Consider the following 24,128-nt stretch of genomic DNA (forward strand, 5'->3'; position numbering starts at 1 on the left):
TCGAACCTTCAAGGTCTGGGGAGGTCCAGGACCCTAGGGATCAAGGCTCGCCTGGCAAGGGGCGCGGCCATGACGTTTCCGTCAGAACAACCCCCTTGAAGGCGCAAAAGCCGTCCCTACCTATCCATTCGAAGGCGCTGGATTTCCGGGCCTTCCAGGCGGCGCGAGACTTCGGTGCGCGCTGAACCTGCATCCCTGAACTGCAACCTTGCTTACGCCAAGAAGGATGTGACCCACATGCGTACTGTCGATTTCTCCCCCCTCTATCGCTCCGTCGTCGGCTTCGACCGTCTCGCCGCCCTGCTCGAGACCGCCACCGCGGACGCCGCCTCCGGCTATCCGCCCTACAACATCGAGCGCACCGACGAGAACGCCTACCGCATCGAGATCGCGGTGGCCGGCTTCCGTCCCGACGAACTCAATATCGAGGTGAAGGAAAACCTCCTCACCGTCCAAGGCCGCAAGACCGCCAATGACGACCAGCGCCGCTTCCTGCACCGCGGCCTCGCCGAGCGCGACTTCGAGCGCCGGTTCCAGCTGGCCGACTATGTGGTGGTGACCGAGGCCAAGCTTTCCGACGGCCTGCTGTCCATCGCCCTGAAGCGCGAACTTCCCGAGGCCCTCAAGCCTCGCCGGATCGAGATCGCCACGGGCGTCGAGACCGCTCCGCTGATCGAAGGCGAAAAGGCCGCCTAGGACCCCCCACCTAGGCTGGCTCAACGGAAGGGCGGCGCGGCGACGCGTCGCCCTTTTCCGTGGCCGCAGGGCGCGACCGAAGTCGAAGGGTCGTCTCGATGGAGACGCGAGCACGACGACAAGGAAATGGGCTGAACTCCGGACGGCGCCCGGCGTTCAGCCTGGGCTCACTTCGGACATGGCGAACTCTATGTTCGAAGTTTGCCTGGAGATGTCCGCCATGAAGACCTTGACCGCTGCGTGCGCCGCGACCCTCGTGGCGCTCGCAGCCTGCGCCCCCAAGGCCGAGAAGACCGTCGCCGCCATCGACCCCAGGACGTCCAGCCAGATCCGGGGTCCCGGACCCCAGACCCTGGACCATATGCTGGCGCGCGGCCACGCCCGCTTTGCCGGCGCCGATATCAACAGCGACGGCAAGGTCACCCACGACGAAATCGCCCAGGCCCGCGCCCAACGGGAGGCCGCGGGCGGCGGGGCCCGTCCGCGCCGGGGCGGCGGCATGATGCTGATGCGCGCCGACGCCGATGGCGACGGGGCGGTCACTCTGGCCGAGGTGGAGACCCAAACCAAGGACCGCTTCGCACGCCTCGACGCCGACCGCGACGCCGTCGTCACCCCCGAGGAAATGCGCGCCGGCGTCCGCCCGCCGAACTAGAAGGCGCCGTGCCGGCCCTCGCCAGCGGCGAAGCGGGCCGCGCCCTGCCGGGCCGAGCCGGAGCGCAGGGTCTCCAGGCCCAGCTCCACCTCGTTGCGGGCGGCGGCCTCCCAGTCCATCGACCACTGGGCCAGGGCCGAGGCGCGGTCGCTGCGCAGGCAGGCCTGGGGGAAGGCGCAAAGCTGCTCGGCCAGTTCGATCGCGGCCGTCAGGGCCTGTCCCTTGGGGACCAGCCGGTTGGCGAGGCCGATGGCGTAGGCCTCCTCGGCGTCCACGGCCCGGCCGGTGAGGATCAGGTCCATGGCCCGCGACTGGCCGATCAGCCTGGGCAGGCGCACGGTGCCCAGGTCGATCAGCGGCACCCCGAACCGGCGGCAGAACACCCCGAACACCGCCCCCTCCGCGGCCACCCGCAGGTCGCACCAGGCCGCCACCTCGATCCCACCGGCGACGGCGTGGCCCTCGACGGCGGCGATCACCGGCTTGGACAGCGTCAGGCGGGTGCAGCCCATGGGGCCCAGATCGCCCTCCCGCAACACCGCATTGCCGCGCCCCTCGCTCACCCCCTTGAGGTCGGCGCCGGCGCAGAAGGTCCCGCCGCGCCCCTGCAGGACGGCGACGTCCAGGTCGGGGTCGGCGTCGAAGGCCTTGAAGGCGTCGTAGAGCTGCTGGGCGGTGGGGGCGTCGACGGCGTTGCGGCTCTGCGGCCGCTCGATGGTGACGATGGCGACGCGGCCGCGGGTTTCCACACTGACGGTCTGCACGGGGGCCTCCTCCTTAGGGATGGAGCAGGCTACGCCCTTGACCGGACTTCAGGGAGTCAGGCCGCGCGCGCCAGGTCGAAGCCCAGGGTGGCGTGCAGCTGCACGTCACGGACGCTGGCGCCCGACAGGCGGGAATCGGTGAAGTCGCAGCCCCGCAGGTCGGCCCCGTCCAGGATCGCCCCGCTCATGTCGGCGCCCTGGGCCTGGGCGTAACGCACCCTGGCGTGCTCGAAACTGGCCGCCGTCATCCGGGTGGCGCTGAGCGGCAGGGGGGTGAAGATGGCGCCGCGCAGATCGGCCTTGGTGAGGTTGACCCCGGACATCCGGGCGCCGCGGGCGTCGGCATCCTTCAGACAGATCCCGCGCAGATCAGCCCCGTCGAACTGGGCGCCCTGCAGGTGGGTTCCGGTGAGATCCAGGCCCATCATGATGGCGCCCTTGGCGCTCATGGCGCTGAGCCTCAGGCCGCGCAGCTGGTTGGTCAGGGGCCGCAGATCCTCGCCGTCGAACATGGCGGGTTTTCCCTCGCGGCCGCCGGTCCGGCACCAGAGGTGGTTGGCCTGGGCGCGGGCCACCAGCTCCTCGGCGCGGGCGATGGCCTCGGGGCTGGGGGCGCTCACCGTCCCCTTCATGTTGGCGCCGCGGGTCCGCGCACTGCCGACGTCGACGCCGGTCATCACCGCCTCCGAGAGGTTGGCGCCCTCGAAATTGGTGTTGGCCACCTCGGCGCCGTCCAGCATGGCGCCGCTGAGATTGGCGTCCTTCAGGTTCGCGCCGGACATCTTGGCGCCCTTCAGGGAGCAGTCGGTGAAGTCCGAGGCGAACACCGAGGCGTCGTTGAGCTGCGACCCGTCCAGGGTCGCGCCCACGAAGATGGCGTTGTCGAGCTGACCCTCGCGGGTCTGGTGGACCACCGAGGCCAGGCCCTTGGAGGGGTGGGGAATGGCCACCTGGCCGACGCGGAAATCGGCCTGGGTCAGGTCGGCCTGGGACAGGTTGGCCCCGCGCAGGCAGGCGCCCCGCAGGTCGGCCCGCATCAGGCGCGCGCCGCGCAGATCGGCCTTGCGCAGGTCGCAGCCGAACAGGACCGCGCGCTCCAGATTGATCCCCGCCATCCGCGCGCCGTCGAAGATCGAGGCCGAGACGTCGGCGTCGGTCAGGTTGCGGCCGGCCAGGTCGGCGCCCGACAGGTCGACGAATTTCAGGATCGCCCGCTTGCCGCCGGGGCGGCCGCTCACGAACTTCTCATGCGCGCTCACGATCAGCTCGATCTCGCCGGGCGAGAGCTTGCGGCGGCCGGAGAGGGTGACGGTCATGCGAGTGAGCTTATGGCGAACATGGGTTTCCGAAGGCTGATCTAGCCCTCCAGAAGCAACTGAAGCGTTAAGCTTTACCGAGGGTAATTATATTGTTTCGCCGAGACCTCGCGCGCCCCACTTCTGGGCGCCCGCGAGGTTGGCCTGGCGCAGCTGGGCGTTGGTGAAGTTGGCGCGGCTCAGGTCGGCGTCCACCAGCATCACATGGCGCAGATCGGCGCGGGCCAGGTCGGCGTTCTTCAGGCTGGCGCCCGTCAGGTTGCAGGGCAGGATGCGGTCGCCCCCCAGCAGCAGCGGGCCCATCTGGGCGTCGCGCAGGTCGGCGCTGGCGAGCTTCGCGCCCATCATGCGCGCGCCCCGCAGGTCGGCGCGGCGCAGGTTGCAGGCCCGCAGGTCCGCCCCCTCCAGATTGGCGCCCTGGAGCTGCACGCCCTCCATGTCGAGGCCGTAGAACACCGCCCCCTTGGCCGAGAGGGCGGTCAGGTTGAAGCCGCGCACCGTCTCCAGGGCCCGCAGGTCGGCGTTGTCGAAGACGCTGGGCGAGCCCTCCTCGCCCCCGGTCTCGCACCAGCGGGCGTGGTCGCGGATCATGGTCTTGTAGGGCAGGTCCGAAACCGACTTGCCCGAGGGCTGGTCGGTCAGGGCGCCGCGCATGTCGGCCTGGCTGACGTTCCAGGCGAAGGTCTTGGCGCCCACCAGGATGCAGTCGCGCAGGTCTGCACCGGCGAGGTCGGCGCCGGAGAGGTCGGCGCCGGCCATGTTGGCGCCGGTCATGGTGCACTGCTTGAGGTTGGCGCGGACCAGCTTGGCGTCCTTGAGCACCGCGTCGGTGAAGTCGGCCCGCACGGCCATGACCCCCGACAGACGCGAACGCTCCAGGTTGGCGCCGGCCAGGATGGCGCCCTGCATCTCGCCGGCGCGGTTCTGGTGGGTCACCACCTTGAGGCCCTGGGCGCGGTCCACCGAGGCGATGCAGCCCTCGCGCAGGTCGCATTCGAAGAGGTCGGCGCCGGTGAGGTTGGCGTTGCGCAGGCAGGCGCCGCGCAAGTCCGCGCGGCGCATGGAGGCCTCGGTCAGGTTGGCGTTCTGGAGGTCGGCGCCGAACAGGTTGGCGTGGTCCAGGCGGGCGCCCTGCAGCTGGCAGTCGGCGAGGATGGCCCCTGTGAAGTCGGCGTCGCAGAGGTTGCGGCCGCGCAGGTCCAGGCCGCTCAGATTCTTCCAGGCGAAGACCGCGCGGGCGCCGCCGGGACGGGAGGTCCACAGCCGATCGTGCTTGGCGCAAATGGCGTCCACCTCCGCCTGTTCGAGCGGGTGGACATCTTGAATCGTCGCGGTTTGAAGGGACATGACTACGCCTGACGCTGGCCTACTGTCCCCAATTTAGGGTGTCGTAATTAACATGCTGTTTCCGCGACTTAGCGAAAATTAAAGTGAATAAGCGCTAAGCTTTCGGTGGCTCGTAGTCGGCGTAGAGCCCGGTCGCCTCGGCCTCCAGCAGGCCAAGCTCCACCGCGACACCGACCGCCCGCAGGCGCGCCACGCCCCGCCCCGCCGCGAAGGTCGAGGGATCGCGGCAGGCGATCACCACCCGGCTCACCCCTGCCTGGGCCAGCCGCAGGGAACAGGAGGCCGTCCCGTTGGAGCGCTCGCCGCAGGGCTCCAGGGTGACATAGGCGCTGGCGCCCGTCGCCGCCGCGCCGGCCTGGTCGAGGGCCTGCTCCTCGGCGTGCGGCCGGCCGCCAGGCTGGGTCGCGCCCTCTCCCACCACCGCGCCATCGGCCACGATCACGCAGCCCACCGCCGGATTGGTCCCGGTGTTCCCGAGGTTGGTGCGGGCCAGCGCGATGGCGCGGCGCATGTGGTCCTGGTCGGCGGTCATGCCGTTGTTGTGAGGCGCCGGGCCGCCCCGCCGCAACCCCGGAGAGTTGAGCGCGTCCCGCCCCTCGCCCATAGTCAGGGCCTGAAGACCGGGAGGACTCGTGACCGACGCGCTGGTGATCAAGGGCCTGACCAAGACCTTCCGCGCCCCGGCGGTGGACGACCTGAACCTCACCGTCCGCTCGGGCGAACTCTACGCCCTGCTGGGCCCCAACGGGGCGGGCAAGACCACCACCCTGCGGATGGTGGCGGGCCTGCTCAAGCCGGACTCCGGCTCGATCGAGGTGTTCGGCGTCGACGCCCTGGCCGACCCCACGGCCGCCAAGCGCCTGCTGGCCTGGGCGCCGGACGAGCCCATGCTCTACGACCGGCTGACCCCGCTGGAATATCTGGAGTTCGTCGCCGGCCTCTGGGGGGTCGAGGCCCAGACGGCCCGTGACCGCTCCGAGGAGCTGCTGCGCATGCTGGGCCTGTGGGAGGAGCGCGGCCGCCGCTGCGAGGGCTTCTCCCGGGGCATGAAGCAGAAGACCGCCCTGGCCGGCGCCCTGATCCATGATCCCCGGCTGCTGATCCTGGATGAGCCCCTCACCGGCCTCGACGCCGGGGCCGCCCGCCAGGTCAAGGACCTGCTCAGCGCCCGCACACGGGCCGGCGCCACCGTCATCCTCACCACCCACATCCTGGAGGTGGCCGAGCGGATGGCCGACCGCATCGGCATCATCCAGCACGGCCGGCTGCTGGTGGAGGGCCGGCTGGACGAACTGCGCGCCCGGGCCGGCGACGGCGCCGCCACCCTGGAGGACCTGTTCCTCGACCTCACCGGCCAGGACGAGGCGGCCCCCGCGTGAGGCCGACCCCCGGCTCGACCCCGTGGCTGCTGGCCCACGAGATGCGCCTGGGCTGGCGCGGCGTGCTGGCCCGCCGGGGCGAGAACCGCCGCAGCGGCTGGGTCGCCCTGGTCAGCGTGGCCCTGGTGACCCTGCTGGCCGGCGTGCCCCTGGGCTTCATGATGCGGCGCATCGAGATCACCGTGACCCCCACCGGGATCGTGCTGGCCGACGCGGTCCTGGCGGTGATCTTCAGCCTGATGCTCTCCCAGACCGTGGCGGCCGCCGCCGACGTCCTCTACGACCGCGGCGACCTGGACCTGCTGTTCTCCTCGCCGATCTCGCCGCGCAAGGTGCTGACCGTGCGGTTCGCCGCCATCGCGCTGAACCTCTTCCTGGTGTTCTCGGCCTTCCTCGGACCGTTCCTGGTCCCCATCGCCCTGATCGCCCACCCGCCCTGGCTGGCGGCCTTCGGGGTCCTGGCGGTGATCGCCGTGGCCGCCACCGCCTGCGGCCTGGTGGTGGCCATGGCCCTGTTCAGGGCCATCGGCCCGCGCCGCACCCGGACCATCGCCCAGGTGCTCTCGGCCCTGATCGGGGCCGGCTTCTTCCTCGTCACCCAGGCCCGCACCATCTTCGGCCACGCCGCCGGTTCGGTGTGGAGCGATCTGATGGCCGCGGCGCCCGCCATCCCCCTGCCCCCCGCCGCCGCCCTGCCCCTGAAGGCCCTGATGGGCGATCCCGGCGCCCTGGCGATCCTGCTGGCGGCGGCGGTGGCGATGTTCGCCGGGGTGAACCTCTGGCTGGGGGGCCGCTTCGCCGCCGATTCCGCCGCCGCCGGCGGGGCCGAGGCCAGCGCGATCAAGGCGCGGACAAAGCCCGTGGCCTTCACCGGCGGGGCCTTCGCGGCCACCGTGCGCAAGGAGCTGCGGCTGATGGCCCGCGACGCGGCCCTGATGTCCCAGGTGATGCTGCGGGTGCTCTACCTGCTGCCGCTGGCCTTCGTGCTGCTGCGCAACGCCGGGACGCGGGAGACCCTCGCCCTGCCGGGGGGGGCCGCGGCCCTGACCTTCGTCGCCGGCCAGGTGGCCGCCAGCCTGTCCTGGATCACCGTCTCGGCCGAGGACGCCCCCGACCTGATCGCCTGCGCCCCGACCCCGGTCGCGACCTTCCGGCAGGCCAAGCTGGTGGCCGCCTTCATCCCGGTGGCGATCCTGCTGACGCCGATCCTGGGCGTGCTCATCGTTCTGAACCCGGGGGTGGGGCTGGCGGCCACGGCCGGCTGCGTCGCCACGGCGCTGGCCAACGGCCTGATCAACATCTGGTATCAGCGGCCGGCAAAGCGCTCGGAGTTCCGCCGCCGTCGGGGGTCGAGCTGGTTCTCCACCCTGGTCGAACTGCTGGTGGGCGCCGCCATCGCCGCGGCCACGGGCCTGGCCGCCGCCGGCCAGCCCTGGGCGGTGATCCCGGCGCTGGTGGCGGGCGTCCTGCTGCTGGTCATCCGCCGCACCGACGCCCAGATCGCCACCGCCCTGCGGGCGGCCGCCCGCTAGCTGCCGTAGGTCGGCAGCTTCGTCGCGCGGGCCTCGTCCAGATAGCGGGCCGAGGTCGGCTTCAGGGCGGCGTCCAGCTCGATCAGCAGCGGATTGCCGGTGGGGATCTCGACGTCGATGATCGCGTCGGACGACAGGGCGTAGATCAGCTTGACGATGGCCCGCAGGGAATTGCCGTGGGCGGCCACCAGCACCGTCTCGCCGGCGGCGAGCCTCGGGGCGATCTCGGCGGTCCAGTAGGGGGCGACCCGGTCCAGGGTGGTCTTCAGGCTCTCGGTGTCGGGCAGGGTCGCGCCGGCGTAGCGGCGGTCCTTGCTGAAGTCGAACTCGCCGCCGGGCGGCAGGGGCGGCGGCGGCACGTCGTAGGACCGCCGCCAGATCTTCACCTGGTCGGCCCCGTGCTTGGCGGCGGTCTCGGTCTTGTTCAGGCCGGTCAGCCCGCCGTAGTGGCGCTCGTTGAGCCGCCAGTCCTTGGTCTCCGGCACGAAGACCTGGCCCGCGGCGGTGAGCGCCAGCCAGCAGGTGCGGATCGCCCGGGTCAGGACCGAGGTGAAGGCGCGGTCGATCTGCAGGCCCGCCGCCTTGATCAGCTCCCCGCCCTTGGTCGCCTGGGCCTCGCCCTCCGGCGTCAGGTCCACGTCCACCCAGCCGGTGAAGCGGTCCTCGAGGTTCCAGCGGCTCTGGCCATGGCGCAGCAGGATCAGGGTGGGCACGCGGAAACCTCCATTGTGGCGACGCCTGCGGGCTAGGGCGCGGGGGCCGGGGCGTCAAGGGTTCGCTGGCCCAGGCCGATTCGAGCCGCTATATGCGGACGACCATGCGTGACCGCCTGTTCTTCCCCGCCCTGGCCCTGGCCGCCCTGCTGATGGTGGCGCTGGCCGCCGTCTGGCCCCAGGGGCTGGGCGACCGTTCGTGGGGGCCCTTCGGACACACCCCGGCGCAGCGGACGCCGGCCATGCAGGCGGCGATGAAGCGCGAATCCGACGCCTCCAACCAGCGTCTCAACCAGGCCCGGCAGGCGGTTTCCGACCTGCAGAGCCAAGCCATATCGCCGACCCAATGACCGATTTCGACGCCGTGGCCGTGGGCCGCCGGGTGCTGGCCGCCGAGGCCGCCGCCCTCATCCAGCAGGCCGACGGCCTGGGGGAGGCCTTCGCCCGGGCGGTGGACATCCTGCACGCGGCCAGGGGCAAGATTGTCTGTTCCGGCATCGGCAAGTCCGGCCACGTGGCGCGCAAGATCGCGGCCACCTTCGCCTCCACCGGCGCGCCGGCCTTCTTCGTCCACGCCAATGAGGCCAGCCACGGGGACCTGGGCATGATCGCCGAGGGCGACGTGGTGCTCTGCCTATCCAAGTCCGGCGAAGTGAAGGAGCTGGCCGACGTCCTGGCCTATTCGAAGCGCTTCCACATCCCGCTGATCGCCCTGACCGCCGACTCCGACAGCGCGCTGGGCAAGGCCGCCGACGTCGTCCTTCAGCTCGCCGACGCCGCCGAGGCCACCGCCGAGGTCAAGGCGCCCACCACGTCGACCACCCTGCAGATCGCCCTCGGCGACGCCCTGGCCGTGGCGCTCCTTGAGAGGCGAGGCTTCACGGCTCGTGATTTCAAGACCTTCCATCCGGGCGGCAAGCTGGGCGCCATGCTGCGCACCGTCGGCGACCTGATGCACGGCGCCGACGAACTGCCCCTGGTGTCCCTGGACACCCCCATGGCCCAGACCCTGCTGGTGATGACGGAGAAGGCCTTCGGCATCGTCGGCGTCACCGGTCCGGACGGCGCCCTGCGCGGCGTGATCACCGACGGCGACCTGCGCCGCCACATCGACGGCCTGATGGGCCACACCGCCGGCGAGGTCATGACGCCCGGCCCCAAGAAGACCGCGCCCCCCGGCATGCTGGCCGGCGAGGCCCTGGCTCTGATGAGCGACCCCCTGCCCATGGTCACCGTGCTCTTCGTGGTGGAGGGTGCAAAGCCGGTCGGAATCTTGCGCGTTCACGATCTGGTGCGCGCGGGCGTGTAGCAAGCGTCACGAAACGTAAGTTCAAGGCTCGCGTTCGCATGGTCTTAAGGCCTCAAGACCTTTAAGACCCCTGCACGAACACGTCCGATGGAGTTCCGATGCTTCCTGTCCCGCGCGCCGACCTCGTCCCCAATACCCTCGACTACGAAATCTATCCGCTGGTGAAGGCCACCGGCTTCCGGGAATACGACGCGCGCTGGCTGCTGGGCCCCGACATCAACCTCCTGGGGATCGAGGCCCTGGGCGTCGGCCTGGGGACCTATATCCAGGAGCTGGGCCAGAGGAAGATCGTGGTGGGCCACGACTTCCGCTCCTACTCCATCTCCGTGAAGCAGGCCCTGACCGTCGGCCTGCTGGCCGCCGGCTGCGAGGTGCTCGACATCGGCCTGGCCCTGTCGCCCATCGCCTATTTCGCCCAGTTCGACCTCGACGCCCCCTGCGTGGCCATGGTCACCGCCAGCCACAACGAGAACGGCTGGACCGGTGTGAAGATGGGCGCCCAGCGGCCCCTCACCTTCGGCCCCGTCGAGATGGGCCGGCTGAAGGAGATCGTCCTGGGCGGCCTGGGCAAGTTCCAGCCCGGAGGCTCCCTGACCCACGTCACCGGCGTCCCCGAACGCTACGTCGCCGACATCGTCCGCCGCGTGGCGGTGAAGCGTCCCCTGAAGGTGATCTGCGCCTGCGGCAACGGCACCGCCGGCGCCTTCGCCCCCGACGCCCTGCGCCGCATGGGGGTCGAGGTGATCGAGATGGACTGCGAGCTCGACTGGACCTTCCCGCGCTACAACCCCAATCCCGAGGACCACGAGATGCTGCAGGAGATGGCCAAGGCCGTCCGCGAGCACGGCGCGGACCTGGCGCTCGGCTTCGACGGCGACGGCGACCGCTGCGGGGTGGTGGACGACACCGGCGAGGAGATCTTCGCCGACAAGATCGGCCTGATGCTGGCCCGCGACCTCTCGGTCCTGCACAAGAACGCCACCTTCGTGGTCGACGTGAAGTCCACCGGCCTCTACGCCACCGACCCGGTCCTGGCCGCCAACGGCGCCAAGACCGTCTACTGGAAGACCGGCCACTCCTACATCAAGCGCAAGACCGCCGAGCTGGGCGCCCTGGCCGGCTTCGAGAAGAGCGGTCACTTCTTCTTCAACGACCCCCTGGGGCGCGGCTATGACTGCGGCCTGACGGCGGCCGCCGCCATCCTGGCGATGATGGATCGCAATCCGGACAAGAAGCTCTCGCAGCTGAAGGACGCCCTGCCCATCGCCTACACCTCGCTGACCATGTCGCCCCATTGCGGCGACGAGGTGAAGTACGGCGTGGTGGACGATGTGGTGGCCGAGTACGAGGCCCTGGCCCTGGCCGGCGGGACCATCCTGGGACGGAAGATCGTCGAGGTCATCACCGTCAACGGCGTCCGCGTCGCCCTGGAGGACGGCTCCTGGGTCCTGGTGCGGGCCTCCTCCAACAAGCCGGAGATCGTGGTGGTGGTGGAAAGCACCCAGTCCGACGCCGACATGCGCGCCCTCTTCCATGAGGAAGTGAAGCCGCGCCTGGGCAAGCGCCCGCAGGTCGGCGCCTACAATCAGGAAGTCTGATCCGCGCGGCGCCACTTTTGCTGCGCCGCAAAAAGATGTACCGGCCTGACGCAGGGCCTGCTCGAACTCGGGGATAGAAGATGCACGTGACGATGATTGGCACCGGCTATGTGGGCCTGGTGAGCGGGGCCTGCTTCGCCGATTTCGGCCATGACGTGATCTGCATCGACAAGGACGCCAGCAAGATCGAGCGCCTGCGGGCGGGCGGGATTCCGATCTTCGAACCGGGGCTGGACGTGCTGGTGGCCCAGAACGTCAAGGCCGGGCGGCTGTCCTTCGACACCGAGGCCGCCGCGGCGGTGAAGAAGGCCGACGCGGTGTTCATCGCCGTGGGCACGCCCTCGCGCCGCGGCGACGGCCACGCCGACCTCTCCTATGTCTACGCCGCCGCCGAGGAGATCGCGGGCCTGCTGGACGGCTTCACCGTCATCGTCACCAAGTCCACCGTGCCGGTGGGCACGGGCGACGAGATCGAGCGCATCATCAAGGCCAAGCGCCCCGACGCCCAGTTCGCCGTGGTCTCCAACCCGGAGTTCCTGCGCGAGGGCGCGGCCATCGAGGACTTCAAGCGCCCCGACCGCGTGGTGGTGGGCCTGGAGGACGAGCGCGCCCGGCCGGTGATGACCGAGCTCTACCGGCCGCTCTATCTGAACGAGACGCCGATCGTCTTCACCAGCCGCCGCACCAGCGAGCTGATCAAGTACGCCGCCAACGCCTTCCTGGCGCTGAAGATCACCTACATCAACGAGATCGCCGACCTCTGCGAGGCGCTCGGCGCCGACGTCCAGCACGTGGCCAAGGGCATCGGCCTGGACAAGCGGATCGGCGGCAAGTTCCTCAACGCCGGCCCGGGCTACGGCGGCTCCTGCTTCCCGAAGGACACGCTCGCCCTGGTGCGCACCGCCACCGACGCCGGCAGCCCTGTGCGGCTGATCGAGACCACGGTGGAGATCAACGACGCCCGCAAGAAGGCCATGGCCACCAAGGTGGCCGCCGCCCTGGAGGGCGATCTGGCCGGCAAGACCATCGGGGTCCTGGGCCTGACCTTCAAGCCCAACACCGACGACATGCGCGACGCCCCGGCCCTGGACATCATCCCGGCCCTGCAGAAGCTGGGCGCCAAGGTGCAGGCCTACGATCCCGAGGGGGAGGAGGCCAAGCACATGCTCAAGGATGTCGACTTCAAGGACGACGCCTACGCCGCGGCCACGGGCGCCGACGTCCTGGTGCTCATCACCGAGTGGGACCAGTTCCGGGCGCTGGACCTCGACCGCATCAAGGACCTGATGAAGACCCCGGTCATGGTCGACCTGCGCAATGTCTACAAGCCCGAGGACCTGCGCTCGCGCGGCTTCAAATACGCCTCCATCGGGCGGGCCTAGGCCCGCCCGAGAGGGCTATGGTGGCGGGGATCAAGCACAGAGGATAGGGCTCGCCCAGGGCGAGGTCCGTCATGCCCCTGACGGGGCGTCGATCGGCGGCGTCCGAACCTGCGGGGTCTTATCGGGCCAGCAGGTTGAGAAGCTCGGTCCCGATCCAGAGGGCGCCGGCCCAGAAGGCCACGGCCAGAAGCGCGACGAAGGCGAGGCAGGCGATCGAGCTGGCGGCTCGAGCCGGTCCCCGCGTCACGCCCGTGATGACGGGGTTACGCTGCATGTATCCTCCCAGAACTCTTTTTCTTCGTCAGGGCCGGTCGAGCGGCCTGAACATTACGAAGCTGACATGAATTCTATGGGTTGAACACCCGAGAAAGCCCCCGGCTTCAGGTTGCCGCAGCGGCACGGGCCTTCAAATAGGCGTGTAGCGCGCCGATTTCTTCGTGGCTCCAGGCATTGAACCGCCCCGGCGCGGTCTCGCTCATCAGCCCGAGCCTGCGATTCCCCGCCGCGATTCCCGTGCGCAGCAGGCGCTCGAAGTCGGCCTCGTCATAGGCGCCGGCGATGGTCAGATCCGGCGATTTCACGCCCGCCGAACCCTTCAGGTCGGCGCCGTGGCACTCCACGCAGGCCCGGGCCAGGCTGCGGCCCTGGGCGAACTGCGGGCCGAGGTCGGGCAGACCCGTCTTCCCGTTGGCCGCGATCTGGGCCGGCGCGGAGCGGAACTTGCCCAGCACGGCCCCCAGGCGGCCGACCGGTCCGATCTGCTTGTCGATCTGCGGATGGCCGGTGGGCGGTTTGCTGCGCAGATAGGCCAGGAGGTCGGCGGTCTCGGCGTCGGTCAGGTTGGCGAAGGCCTCGGAGGGCATGATCCACAGGGCCCGGCCGTCGGAGGCCACCCCCATGCGGATGGCCCGCGCCAGGTCGGCGTCCGACTGATGGCCGATCTTCAGGCTGAGGTTCGGTCCCGCGACGCGGGCCAGGGGCATCTCATCGAAGAACAGCCGCCCCTCCAGGGCGCCGCCATGGCAATCGTTGCAGCCATAGACCTTGGCGATGCGCGCCCCCCGGGCGACGGCTCCGGGGTCCCGCGACGCGGCGATCGTCACCGGCGCCTTGGCGTGCGGGGTCCGCAGCATGATCTCGGTCGCGCCGTAGACCAGGCCCACCGCCAGAATCACCAGCCCCGCCACACCCGCCAGGCCCAGGCCCAGCCACTTCAGGAAACGCGTCATCGCTCGCCCTCTCCAAGGAGCGGCGGAGATATTTCGCAAGCTTCAGCGGTTCAATCTGTGTGATTGCAGGGCCGTTCTGCGCAATTGCAGAGCGACCCGCGCAACCCTAGGCGGCGGCCTTCTTCACCGCGCCGACGATATCGCGGACCACGTCGCGGACCAGCTTCTCGTCGTCGCCCTCGGCCATGACCCGGATCAGGGGCTCGGTGCCCGAGGCGCGGACCACCAGGCGTCCCGATCCATTGAGGCGGACCTCCGCGGCGGCCAGCACCTTCTTGACCTGTTCGTCCTCCAGCGGCTTGCCGCCGGCGAAGCGCACGTTCTCCAGCCGCTGAGGCACCGGCTCGAACTGGTGGGCCAGCTCGCTCATCGGCTTGTCGGTGTGCTTCAGCACCGCCAGCACCTGCAGGGCCGCCAGCAGGCCGTCGCCGGTGGTGGAGAAGTCCGACATGATCATGTGGCCCGACTGCTCGCCGCCGAGGTTGAACCCGCCCTCGCGCATCCGCACCATCACCGCCCGGTCGCCCACGGCGGTGCGTTCCAGCTTCAGATCGCGGGCGGCCAGGAAGCGTTCCAGGCCCAGATTGGACATCACCGTCGCCACCACGCCGCCGCCGGTGAGGCGATCGCGCTTGGCCCAGTTGTCGGCGATCAGCGCCATGATCTGGTCGCCGTCCACCACGTGGCCCTTCTCGTCGCAGATCACCAGCCGGTCGGCGTCGCCGTCCAGCGCGATGCCGATATCGGCGCGATACTCCTTCACCGCCCGGACCATGGCCTCGGGGTGGGTGGAGCCGCATTCCTCGTTGATGTTGGTGCCGTCGGGATCGACACCCACCTTGATCACCTCGGCGCCCAGTTCGTAGAGCACCACGGGCGCCACCTTGTAGGCCGCCCCGTTGGCGCAATCGATCACCACCCGCAGGCCGGCCAGGCTGAGGCGGCGCGGGAAGGTGGCCTTGGCGATCTCCACGTAGCGGGCCTGGCTGTCATCGATGCGGGCCACCCGGCCCAGGCCCGCCGGAGGCGCCAGACCCTCGGTCAGCCCCTGGTCCATCAGGGCCTCGATCTCCAGCTCGCGCTCGTCGGACAGCTTGTAACCGTCGGGGCCGAACAGCTTGATGCCATTGTCCAGATAGGCGTTGTGCGAGGCCGAGATCATCACCCCCAGGTCGGCGCGCAGGGACCGCGTCATCATCGCCACCCCCGGCGTCGGCAGCGGCCCCAGCAGGCGCACGTCCATGCCCACGCTGGCGAACCCCGCCACCAGGGCCGGCTCCACCATGTAGCCCGACAGCCGCGTGTCCTTGCCGATCACCACCATGTGGCGCCGATCGTCCTGGGACATGAACAGCTTGCCCGCCGCCAAGCCGACGCGCAGCGCCACCTCCGCGGTCATCGGATGGCTGTTGGCCTGACCGCGGATGCCGTCAGTCCCGAAATAGGCGCGCTTTGTCATCAGGGGCAGCTCTCGAAACGATACGAAACTGAGATTTAATCGACGCCGCGTTTGCGAATGCTAAAGGCGGCGTGGCTTTCAAAGATTATTGCGCCTTCGTTTGACAAAAGGAACCACGGGTCCATGTGCGGCATCATCGGTATTGTCGGGACGGCCCCGGTTCAGGATCTGCTGCTGGAGAGCCTCAAGCGGCTGGAATATCGCGGCTACGATTCGGCGGGTATCGCCGGCGTCGTGGAGGGAAAGGTCGAGCGCCGCCGCGCCAAGGGCAAGATCCGCGCCCTGGAAGACGTGCTGGCCGCCCACCCGCTGAAGGCCATGGTCGGCATCGGCCACACCCGCTGGGCCACCCACGGCGCGCCGTCGGAGGCCAACGCCCACCCGCACACCGCCGGCAGGGTGACCCTGGTCCACAACGGGATCATCGAGAACTTCGCGGAACTTCGCCGCGAGCTGGAGGCCAAGGGCCGGGCCTTCGAGAGCCAGACCGACACCGAGGTCATCGCTCACCTGATGGACTCCAACCTGGCCACTGGCCTGGAGCCGGTCGCGGCCCTGAAGGCGACGCTGGACCGCCTGCACGGGGCCTATGCCATCGCCGTCCTGGTGGAGGGCCGCGACGACCTGATCCTGGGCGCGCGGCGCGGCAGTCCGCTGGTGGTGGGCTATGGCTCGGGCGAGATGTTCCTGGGGTCGGACGCGCTTGCTGTCGGCCCCTTCACCACCCGCATCGCCTATCTGGAAGAGGGCGACTATGTCGCCATCGACCACAACACCGCCTCCATCTTCAACGAGCACGGCCACCCGGTGACCCGCGAGATGCGCGTCGTCTCGCCGTCGGCGGCCCTGGTGGAGCGCGGCAACTACCGGCACTTCATGGAAAAGGAGATCCATGACCAGCCGGACGCCTGCCAGCACACCCTGTCGGCCTATCTCGATCCGGTCAGCGGCAAGGCCACCGCGCCCGGCGGCATCGACTTCGCCAAGATCGACCGCATCCAGATCATCGCCTGCGGCACCGCCTTCTACGCCGGCCTGATCAGCCGCTATCTGTTCGAGCGCCTGGCCCGCATCCCGGTGGATGTCGAGGTGGCGTCCGAGTTCCGCTACCGCGAGCCGCCGGTCACCAAGGGCACGCTGGCCATCGTCGTCTCCCAGTCCGGCGAGACCGCCGACACCCTGGCCGCCCTGCGCTGGTGCAAGGGCCAGGGACTGAAGACCGCCGCCGTGGTCAATGTCCACGAATCCACCATGGCCCGGGAGGCCGACGTCCTCTTCCCCACCCATGCGGGACCGGAGATCGGGGTGGCCTCCACCAAGGCCTTCACCAGCCAGGTGGCGGCCCTGACCGCCCTGGCCATCGCCGCGGCCGCCGCCCGCAAGACCATCGACGCCGCCGAGGAGGCGCGCCTCTCCAAGCTGCTGCTGGAGGCCCCCCGGCTGATCGCGGAGTCGATTCAGGTCGAGGAGGCGATCCGCGCGCTCGCGCCCGAACTCGCCAAGGCCCGGGACGTGCTTTATTTCGGCCGCGGCGCCATGTCGGCGCTCGCCCTCGAAGGCGCCCTGAAGCTCAAGGAGATCAGCTATATCCACGCCGAGGGCTACGCCGCCGGCGAGCTGAAGCACGGCCCCATCGCCCTGATCGACGAGGCCACCCCGGTCATCGTCATCGCGCCCTCGGACGCGCTCTATGAAAAGACCATGTCCAACATGAGCGAGGTCATGGCGCGCGGCGGCCCGATCATCCTGATCACCGACGCCGAAGGCGCCCGCCACGCGCCCCCCGGGATCAAGGTGATCATCGCCCCCACCTGCGACCCCCTGGTGGCGCCGCTGGTCTTCTCCGCTCCCATCCAGCTGCTGGCCTATCACGTGGCCGTGCAGAAGGGCGCCGACGTCGACCAGCCCCGCAACCTGGCCAAGTCGGTCACTGTCGAATAGCCGACAGACAGGGCAAATTTTCGCAGGGCTTGTCACAAACGCCCGATGGATTTCGCGCCTTGGCTCCTCTAGTCAAAGCCGGACGGAGGAGTGAATGACCAAACGCGTGCGCAAGGCCGTACTTCCCGTGGCGGGTCTGGGGACCCGGGTGCTTCCCGGCGCCAAGACCACGCCGAAGAACATGCTCAACATCTTCGACCGGCCGATCCTGTCCTATGTGGTGGAGGAGGCGCGCGCCGCGGGCATCGAGCACATCGTCTTCGTCACCGGCCGCGGCCAGGGCGCCATCGAGGACTACTTCGACGCCAATCCGGAGATCGAGAACGCCCTGGAGGCCAAGGGCAAGGCCGACATCCTGGCCGAGGTCCGCGCCGACCTGCCGACCCCCGGCGGCATGAGCTTCGTGCGCCAGATGGCGCCCCTGGGGCTTGGCCACGCGGTCTGGTGCGCCCGCCACATCATCGGCGACGAGCCCTTCGCCGTCATGCTCCCCGACATGCTGATGGCGGCCGAGGTTCCGGCCCTGGCCCAGGCCGTGGCGGCTCACGAGAAGGTCGGCGGCAACATCATCGCCGTGGAGCCCTGCCCCGAGGGCGAGGCCCACAAGTACGGCATCGTCGCCCTGGAGCACCAGGACGGCCGGCTCAACCGCATGACCGGCATGGTGGAGAAGCCCGCCCCGGGGACCGAGCCCTCGAACCTGTTCATCTCGGGCCGCTACATCCTGCAGCCGGAAATCTTCGAGCTGCTGGAGCGCCAGGGCAAGGGCGCCGGCGGCGAAATCCAGCTCACCGACGGCATGGTCCAGCTGATGAAGACCCAGACCTTCCATGCCCTGGAATATGAGGGGACCACCTACGACTGCGGCGACAAGATCGGCCTGCTGCGGGCCAATGTGGCCTTCGCCCTGCGCCGGCCCGAGTTCGCCGAGGCCGCCCGGGCCGCGATCCAGGCCCTGCTCTAGGAGGCGGGCCCTTGCGCCTCTTCGTCTTCGGTTACGGCTTTTCCGCCCGCGCCTTGGCGAAGCGCCTGATCCCACAGGGCTGGACCGTGGCCGCCAGCTTCCGCGACGGGGGCGGCGCCGCGCGTCTGGCCGCCGAAGGGATCGAACCCGTCCCGGTGGCCGACCCGGAGGCCATCGCCGCCGAGATGGGCCGGGCCCAGGCGATCCTGATCACCGCCCCGCCCACCGAGCTCGGCTGCCCGGCCCTGCCGGCCCTGGTCCGGCCGATGGCGCGGGCCGGCGCCTTTCCCGACTGGATCGGCTACCTCTCCACCACCGGGGTCTATGGCGACCGGCGCGGCGGCTGGGTGTTCGAGGACAGCCGCCTGGCCGCCCAGTCCCTGGAGGGCGCGCGCCGGGTCGGCGCCGAGCGCGACTGGCTCGAGGTCGGCCGCGGCATGGGCCTGACGGTCACCATCCACCGCCTGCCCGGCATCTACGGTCCCGGCCGCTGCGCCTTCGACCGCCTGCGGGAGGGCCGCGCCCGCCGGGTGGCCGCGCCGGGCCAGGTGTTCAGCCGCATCCATGTGGACGACCTGGCCGCCGGCCTGGAGGCCTCCATCGCCCGGCCCCGCGCCGGCGGGATCTACAACCTCTGCGACGACGAGCCGGCCCCCAACAGCGAAGTGGTGGCCTATGCCGCGCGCCTGCTGGGGATGGAACCGCCGCCGGAGGAGATCCTGGACCTCGACGCGCTGGCCCCCTCGGCGCGGCGCTTCTACGCCGAGACCAAGCGGGTCTCCAACGCGCGCGCCAAGGCCGAGCTGGGCTGGCGGCCCATGTATCCGACCTATCGTGAGGGCTTGGCCGCGATCCTGGCCGCGGGGGGTTAGAGCCTCGAGAGCACCCAACCCGCCGCAGCGCAGGCCGCCAGCGTCGGCAGCATGCCGGTCTTGAACCTCAGCATGGCGATCATGGCCGCCAGGCTGAGCACCGCCGCCCGCCAGTCGAGGCTGGCCAGCACCGGCAGGTCGGGCCCGATCCCCAGCACCGCCACCCGCTTCACCTCTCCGAACAGGGTGTGCAAAGCAAACCAGACCGCCAGGTTGGCGATCACGCCCACCACCGCGGCGGTCACCGCCGCCAGGGCCCCGGCCGCCGCCCTGTGTCCCCGCAGGGCCTCCACATAGGGGGCGCCCAGGAAGATCCACAGGAAGCAGGGGGCGAAGGTGACCCAGGTGGTGAGCAGGGCGCCGAGGCTCCCCGCCAGCAGGGGATCGAGGCCACCCGGCTGGCGATAGGCGGCCAGGAACCCCACGAACTGCAGGACCAGGATCAGCGGGCCCGGCGTGGTCTCGGCCAGGCCCAGGCCGTCCACCATCTCGCCGGGCGCGAGCCAGCCGAAGCCCTCGACGGCGGCCTGGGCCACATAGGTCAGGACCGCATAGGCGCCGCCGAAGGTCACCACCCCCATGGTTCCGAAGAAGCCCGCCAGCCGGGTCCAGACGCTGGCGGGGCCGGTCAGGGCGAACAGGGCGGCGAAGGGCGCCAGCCAGAGCGGCAACCAGACCGCCAGCACCTTCAGGACCCGGCCGCGCGACGGGACGATATGGGGGGCCTCCCCCCGGGCGATGACCTCGTCCACCAGGCCCTGCGGGCCCTCGTCGACGTCCTGGGCGTGGCCGGGCGCCTGGAACAGGTCCGGCTTCAACCAGCCCCAGAGGCCGGCGAGCGCGATGATCGCCGGGAATGGAATGTGCAGCAGGAACAGGCCCAGGAAGGCGGCCGCCGCCAAGGCCACGGACGCCTGGCCCTTGAGCGCCCGTCCGGCGATGCGGATCACCGCGGCGATCACCACGGCCAGCACCGCCGACTTCACCCCCAGGAACAGCGAGGCCGCCACCGGCGTCGCGCCGTAGAGGGCGTAGCCGATGCTGAGGGCCAGCATCACCAGGGCGCCGGGCAGGATGAACAGCAGGCCGGCTGTCAGGCCGCCGGCGGTCCGGTGCATCAGCCAGCCGATATAGATGGCCAGCTGCTGCGCCTCCGGACCGGGCAGCAGCATGCAGTAGTTGAGCGCGTGCAGGAACCGCCGCTCCCCGATCCAGCGGCGCTCCTCCACCAGCATCCGGTGCATCAGGGCGATCTGGCCAGCCGGGCCGCCGAAGCTCAGCAGGCCGATCCTGGCCCAGACCCGTGTGGCTTCCCCGAAGGTCGGCATGCGGGGCGAGGCGGCCGGCTCCATCAGGCGACCTCGTCCAGGGCCGCCAGCAGCCGGGCGATGTCCTGCGGGCGCGACAGCCGGTGATCGCCGTCCTTGATCAGGGTGAAGACCACGTCGTCGCTGTTCAGCGCCTGGGCCAGCTCAAGGGCGTGGCGCCAGGGCACGTCGGGATCGGCCCCGCCCTGCAGGATGCGCACCGGCGCGGTGATCGGCACGGGCCCCGGCAGGATCGACCAGCGGGCTCCGTCCTCCAGCAGGGCGGCCGTGATGGGATAGGGATCTCCGTACTCGGAGGGTCGCATCCAGACCCCGTCCCGGGCCAGGGCCTCGCGGCCGGCGGCGTCGATCCCGGGCGCCATCAGCTTCTCGGTGAAGTCGGGCGCGGGGGCGATCAACACGAGAGCCCGGATCCGCTCGGCCCGGACCGCGGCGGTCAGGCAGGCGATCCATCCGCCCATGGAGGAGCCCACCAGGACCAGGGGCCCAGTGGTCAGCTCGTCGAGGACCGCCAGGGCGTCCTCCCGCCAGCGGGTGATGGTCCCCTCGGCGAAGTCGCCGTCGGACTCCCCGTGGCCGAAATAGTCGAAGCGCAGATAGGCCTGGCCCCGCGCCAGGGCCCAGTCCGCCAGGGCCTCGGCCTTGGTCCCGGTCATGTCGGAGCGGAAGCCCCCCAGCCAGACCACGGTGGGCTGCGCGCCCGCCACCCTGCGCCAGGCGATGCGCGCGCCGTCCGGCCGCGCCAGGAATCCGGTCTCTTGGCTCATGCCCCGATCAATAGCCTGTGCGCAGGCGCCCGTCAGCGTGCGACGGGCTTTACGCGCCCCCGCAGTGCGTTATGCAGATGGCCGTGACACTGCCTCCCAACTTCACATTGCTGCAGGTCGTCCCCGAGCTCGAGACCGGCGGCGCCGAACAGACCACGATCGACGTGGCCAACGCCGTGGTGCGCGCCGGCGGCAAGGCCCTGGTGGCCACCCGGGGCGGCCGCATGACCGCGCGCCTGGAGGCCGATGGCGGCCGCCTGGCCCAGATGCCCGTGCAGTCCAAGAACCCCCTGGTGATGTTGGGCAACGCCGCCCGGCTGGTGGATCTGATCCGCAAGGAGAATGTCAGCCTGGTCCACGCGCGGAGCCGGGCGCCGGCCTTTTCCGCCCTGTGGGCGGCCCAGGTGACGGGGACGCCCTTCGTGGCGACCTATCACGGAATCTACAACGCCAAGTCCAGGCTCAAGCGCTGGTACAATGCGGTGATGACCCGGGGCGACCTGGTGATCGCCAATTCCGACTACACCCGCGACCACGTGCTGGAGCAGCACGATCTGTCGCCGGACAAGATCGTCACCATTCCGCGCGGCGTGGACCTCGACCGCTTCAATCCGGCCCTGGTGGCGCCCGAGCGCCTCGAGGCCCTGCGCGCCGCCTGGGGGATCGCCGCCGACGACCGGCGCGTCAAGATTCTGCTGGGCGGACGGCTGACCCGCATCAAGGGCCATCTGACCGTCATCGCCGCCGCCGCCCGGCTGAAGGCGGAGGGCCGGGGCGACTTCCTGATCATCTTCGCCGGCGACGACCAGGGCCGCACCGACTACCGCGAGGAGCTGGAGGCGGCGATCCGCGACGCGGGCCTGTCGGCCGAGATCAAGCTGGTGGGCCACTGCGACGACATGCCGGCGGCCTTCCTGCTGTGCGACCTGGCCATCCTGCCCACCACCGTGCCGGAGTCCTTCGGCCGCACCGCCGTCGAGCCCCAGGCCATGGGCCGCCCGGTGATCGCCTCGGCCCACGGCGGCGCCACCGAGACCGTGCTGGACGGCAAGACCGGCTGGCTGACCCCGCCCGGCGACGTCGACGCCTGGGCCAAGGCCCTGGCGCTGGCCCTCGACGCCGGTCCCGCCAGGCTGGCGAAGATGGGCGAACTGGCCTCCAACCGGGCCCGCCAGCTTTATTCCGCCCAGGCCATGTGTTCGGCCACAATGGCGGCCTATGAACGCGTGCTGGAGGCCAGAGCCCATGGCGCGTGAGATCAAGAAGGTCCTGGTGATCAAGCTGTCGGCGCTGGGGGACTTCGTCCTGGCCCTGGCGGCCATGAAGAAGATCCGCGAGGCGCACAAGCGCGCCCACATCACCCTGCTCACCACCCCGCAGTTCGAGGGCCTGGCCAAGAGCTCGCCCTATTTCAACGCCGTGGAGACCGACGGCAAGCCCAACGGTCCCGGCGCCTGGCTGGCCCTGCGCGCCCGGATCAAGAAGGCCAAGTACGACCGGGTCTACGACCTGCAGACCTCCTCGGCCTCGAACCGCATCTTCCAGATGCTGCGGCCCTTCCCGCCCGAGTGGTCGGGGATCGCCATGGGCTGCGCCCTGCCGCACAAGAACCCGCACCGCAATTCCATGCACACCCTGGAGCGCCAGGCCGACCAGCTGAAATACGCCGGCATCTGGCCCGACGCCCCCACCGAGCCGGGCGCCGCCCCGCCCCCGGACCTCTCCTGGGTGCTGCGCAAGGCGCCGCAGGAACGCCCCGTGGCCGGCGGCGTGATGCCGCGGCCCTATGTGCTGTTCATCCCCGGCGGCTCGGCCCACCGGCTGGACAAGCGCTGGCCGGTGGAGCGCTACGGCGAGCTGGGCAAGCTGCTCTACGACCGCGGCTTCGACATCGTCATCCTGGGCGGCCCCCAGGAGAGCGCCGTGGCCCGCCAGATCCAGCGCTATGTCGGCAAGGCCCGCGACCTCACCGGCCGCACCGACTTCGCCCGCATCGCCATCCTGGGCGCCAAGGCGGCCCTGGTGGTGGGAAACGACACCGGCCCGCTGCATCTGGCCGCCGCCACCGGCGCGCCCACCATCGTGCTGTTCTCCAACGCCTCGGACCCCGCCCTGTCGGCCCCGCGCGGCCATGTGGCGGTGCTGCAGGCCGACAATCTCGGCGATCTGGCTGTGGCGAGCGTCGCACAGGCGGCGAATGCTTTGGCGCCAGCCCCCGGCGGCGCTTGATCGCGGGGAGCCGCAGGGTCATATACTAACTGAACACCCCGGAGCGCTCTCGCGCGGCCGGTGCGTTCGCCTTGAAATAGCTCACGGAGCAAAAGCCTATTCGCCGCCCCATGCAGGCGCCGCCCGTCAAAGACGGACCGCGCATCAATGACGATATCCGCGTCCCCAAAGTTCTGCTCATCGATCAGCACGGTGAGAAGCAGGGCGTGATGCCGACCTCTTCCGCTCTGGAGGCCGCTGAGGAAGCGGGCCTCGACCTGGTCGAGATCGTGCCGAATGCTGATCCGCCCGTCTGCAAGATCCTGGACTACGGCAAGTTCAAGTTCCAGGAGCAGAAGAAGAAGAACGAGGCGCGCAAACGTCAGAAGGTGGTGGAGATCAAGGAGATCAAGCTCCGTCCCAACATCGACATCCACGACTACGAAGTCAAAGCGCGCTCCATGCACCGCTTCTTCGAAGAGGGCGACAAGGTGAAGGTCACCCTGCGCTTCCGTGGCCGCGAACTGGCCCACCCCGAACTTGGCATGAAGCTGCTCCAGCAGGTGAAGGCCGACTTCGAGCCGGTGGCCAAGGTCGAGTACGAGCCCCGCATGGAAGGCCGTCAGATGATCATGATCCTGGCGCCCCGCTAGGCCTCATTGTCCAAGT

General features: G+C 70.2%; 24 protein-coding genes. 14 read left to right on the top strand and 10 right to left on the bottom strand.

Annotated elements, in window-relative coordinates; all coding sequences use genetic code 11:
- The first annotated feature begins 237 nt into the window (after positions 1–237).
- Both ACO06I_RS13005 and ACO06I_RS13010 read left to right on the top strand, forming a co-directional pair.
- The gene (locus tag ACO06I_RS13005) at positions 238–696 is read left to right on the top strand and encodes an Hsp20 family protein (RefSeq protein ID WP_421932987.1); all 459 of its coding nucleotides are present in this window, start codon (positions 238–240) and stop codon (positions 694–696) included.
- Between the two features lie 220 nt (positions 697–916).
- Entirely contained in the window at positions 917–1,351 is a 435-nt protein-coding gene (locus ACO06I_RS13010) for a hypothetical protein (RefSeq protein ID WP_421932988.1), read from the top strand.
- Here the strand turns inward: ACO06I_RS13010 and ACO06I_RS13015 are convergent.
- From ACO06I_RS13015 to ACO06I_RS13030, 4 genes are all read right to left on the bottom strand, one after another.
- Complete coding sequence (locus ACO06I_RS13015) at positions 1,348–2,115, bottom strand: crotonase/enoyl-CoA hydratase family protein (RefSeq protein ID WP_421932989.1); 768 nt, start codon at positions 2,113–2,115, stop codon at positions 1,348–1,350. The two genes, ACO06I_RS13010 and ACO06I_RS13015, sit on opposite strands and share 4 nt — an antisense overlap.
- Before the next feature lie 56 nt (positions 2,116–2,171).
- Positions 2,172–3,431: a pentapeptide repeat-containing protein gene (locus tag ACO06I_RS13020; protein ID WP_421932990.1), complete on the bottom strand. Its 1,260-nt coding sequence runs from the start codon at positions 3,429–3,431 to the stop codon at positions 2,172–2,174.
- Between the two features lie 87 nt (positions 3,432–3,518).
- A complete protein-coding gene (locus ACO06I_RS13025) occupies positions 3,519–4,778 on the bottom strand; it encodes a pentapeptide repeat-containing protein (RefSeq protein WP_421932991.1) in 1,260 nt (419 codons plus the stop codon).
- A 94-nt stretch (positions 4,779–4,872) separates the two neighbouring features.
- Complete coding sequence (locus ACO06I_RS13030; RefSeq protein WP_421932992.1) at positions 4,873–5,310, bottom strand: bifunctional diaminohydroxyphosphoribosylaminopyrimidine deaminase/5-amino-6-(5-phosphoribosylamino)uracil reductase RibD; 438 nt, start codon at positions 5,308–5,310, stop codon at positions 4,873–4,875.
- Between the two features lie 100 nt (positions 5,311–5,410).
- Here ACO06I_RS13030 and ACO06I_RS13035 point away from each other — a divergent pair, with 100 nt between their 5' ends.
- Both ACO06I_RS13035 and ACO06I_RS13040 read left to right on the top strand, forming a co-directional pair.
- Entirely contained in the window at positions 5,411–6,157 is a 747-nt protein-coding gene (locus ACO06I_RS13035; protein WP_421932993.1) for an ABC transporter ATP-binding protein, read from the top strand.
- Positions 6,154–7,689: a hypothetical protein gene (locus ACO06I_RS13040; RefSeq protein ID WP_421932994.1), complete on the top strand. Its 1,536-nt coding sequence runs from the start codon at positions 6,154–6,156 to the stop codon at positions 7,687–7,689. The genes ACO06I_RS13035 and ACO06I_RS13040 overlap by 4 nt, the downstream gene beginning before the upstream one ends.
- Here ACO06I_RS13040 and gpmA read toward each other — a convergent pair.
- A complete protein-coding gene (gpmA, locus tag ACO06I_RS13045; RefSeq protein WP_421932995.1) occupies positions 7,686–8,402 on the bottom strand; it encodes a 2,3-diphosphoglycerate-dependent phosphoglycerate mutase in 717 nt (238 codons plus the stop codon). The two genes, ACO06I_RS13040 and gpmA, sit on opposite strands and share 4 nt — an antisense overlap.
- 104 nt (positions 8,403–8,506) lie before the next feature.
- Between gpmA and ACO06I_RS13050 the strand changes: the two genes are divergently transcribed.
- The 4 genes from ACO06I_RS13050 to ACO06I_RS13065 all read left to right on the top strand — a co-directional run bounded on the left by ACO06I_RS13050 (position 8,507) and on the right by ACO06I_RS13065 (position 12,691).
- Positions 8,507–8,752: a hypothetical protein gene (locus ACO06I_RS13050; RefSeq protein ID WP_421932996.1), complete on the top strand. Its 246-nt coding sequence runs from the start codon at positions 8,507–8,509 to the stop codon at positions 8,750–8,752.
- Positions 8,749–9,711, top strand: coding sequence for a KpsF/GutQ family sugar-phosphate isomerase (locus tag ACO06I_RS13055; RefSeq protein ID WP_421932997.1), 963 nt, complete (start codon positions 8,749–8,751; stop codon positions 9,709–9,711). The genes ACO06I_RS13050 and ACO06I_RS13055 overlap by 4 nt, the downstream gene beginning before the upstream one ends.
- Positions 9,712–9,809: 98 nt before the next feature.
- Entirely contained in the window at positions 9,810–11,309 is a 1,500-nt protein-coding gene (locus tag ACO06I_RS13060; protein ID WP_421932998.1) for a phosphomannomutase/phosphoglucomutase, read from the top strand.
- A gap of 80 nt (positions 11,310–11,389) precedes the next feature.
- Positions 11,390–12,691, top strand: coding sequence for a UDP-glucose dehydrogenase family protein (locus tag ACO06I_RS13065; protein WP_421932999.1), 1,302 nt, complete (start codon positions 11,390–11,392; stop codon positions 12,689–12,691).
- Between the two features lie 118 nt (positions 12,692–12,809).
- On the opposite strand, the gene ACO06I_RS13070 is transcribed toward ACO06I_RS13065, so the two are convergent.
- The 3 genes from ACO06I_RS13070 to glmM form a co-directional block, all read right to left on the bottom strand.
- Positions 12,810–12,965: a hypothetical protein gene (locus ACO06I_RS13070; protein WP_421933000.1), complete on the bottom strand. Its 156-nt coding sequence runs from the start codon at positions 12,963–12,965 to the stop codon at positions 12,810–12,812.
- 106 nt (positions 12,966–13,071) lie between these two features.
- Complete coding sequence (locus tag ACO06I_RS13075; protein ID WP_421933001.1) at positions 13,072–13,920, bottom strand: c-type cytochrome; 849 nt, start codon at positions 13,918–13,920, stop codon at positions 13,072–13,074.
- Between the two features lie 106 nt (positions 13,921–14,026).
- Positions 14,027–15,379: a phosphoglucosamine mutase gene (gene glmM / locus ACO06I_RS13080; RefSeq protein WP_421933002.1), complete on the bottom strand. Its 1,353-nt coding sequence runs from the start codon at positions 15,377–15,379 to the stop codon at positions 14,027–14,029.
- A 123-nt stretch (positions 15,380–15,502) separates the two neighbouring features.
- Between glmM and glmS the strand changes: the two genes are divergently transcribed.
- From glmS to ACO06I_RS13095, 3 genes are all read left to right on the top strand, one after another.
- Entirely contained in the window at positions 15,503–17,320 is a 1,818-nt protein-coding gene (gene glmS, locus ACO06I_RS13085; RefSeq protein ID WP_421933003.1) for a glutamine--fructose-6-phosphate transaminase (isomerizing), read from the top strand.
- Positions 17,321–17,414: 94 nt separating this feature from the next.
- Positions 17,415–18,284, top strand: a complete 870-nt coding sequence (locus ACO06I_RS13090; RefSeq protein WP_421933004.1) for a UTP--glucose-1-phosphate uridylyltransferase — start codon at positions 17,415–17,417, stop codon at positions 18,282–18,284.
- A gap of 11 nt (positions 18,285–18,295) precedes the next feature.
- Positions 18,296–19,156, top strand: coding sequence for an SDR family oxidoreductase (locus tag ACO06I_RS13095; protein ID WP_421933005.1), 861 nt, complete (start codon positions 18,296–18,298; stop codon positions 19,154–19,156).
- Here ACO06I_RS13095 and chrA read toward each other — a convergent pair.
- Both chrA and ACO06I_RS13105 read right to left on the bottom strand, forming a co-directional pair.
- Positions 19,153–20,508, bottom strand: a complete 1,356-nt coding sequence (gene chrA, locus ACO06I_RS13100) for a chromate efflux transporter (protein WP_421933006.1) — start codon at positions 20,506–20,508, stop codon at positions 19,153–19,155. The genes ACO06I_RS13095 and chrA overlap by 4 nt on opposite strands.
- Positions 20,508–21,251, bottom strand: coding sequence for an alpha/beta hydrolase (locus ACO06I_RS13105; protein WP_421933007.1), 744 nt, complete (start codon positions 21,249–21,251; stop codon positions 20,508–20,510). Before ACO06I_RS13105 ends, chrA begins: the two co-directional genes overlap by 1 nt.
- Positions 21,252–21,334: 83 nt before the next feature.
- Here ACO06I_RS13105 and ACO06I_RS13110 point away from each other — a divergent pair, with 83 nt between their 5' ends.
- The 3 genes from ACO06I_RS13110 (at position 21,335) to infC (ending at position 24,112) form a co-directional block, all read left to right on the top strand.
- On the top strand, positions 21,335–22,507 hold the full coding sequence (locus tag ACO06I_RS13110) for a glycosyltransferase family 4 protein (protein ID WP_421933008.1): 1,173 nt from the start codon (positions 21,335–21,337) through the stop codon (positions 22,505–22,507).
- Positions 22,497–23,480 (top strand): glycosyltransferase family 9 protein, encoded by a 984-nt coding sequence (locus tag ACO06I_RS13115; protein ID WP_421933009.1) that lies wholly within the window; start codon positions 22,497–22,499, stop codon positions 23,478–23,480. The genes ACO06I_RS13110 and ACO06I_RS13115 overlap by 11 nt, the downstream gene beginning before the upstream one ends.
- Before the next feature lie 110 nt (positions 23,481–23,590).
- Entirely contained in the window at positions 23,591–24,112 is a 522-nt protein-coding gene (infC, locus tag ACO06I_RS13120; protein ID WP_215342444.1) for a translation initiation factor IF-3, read from the top strand.
- Positions 24,113–24,128: the final 16 nt, after the last annotated feature.

The organism is Phenylobacterium sp. (assembly GCF_965229015.1).
Classification (GTDB): Bacteria; Pseudomonadota; Alphaproteobacteria; order Caulobacterales; family Caulobacteraceae; genus Phenylobacterium.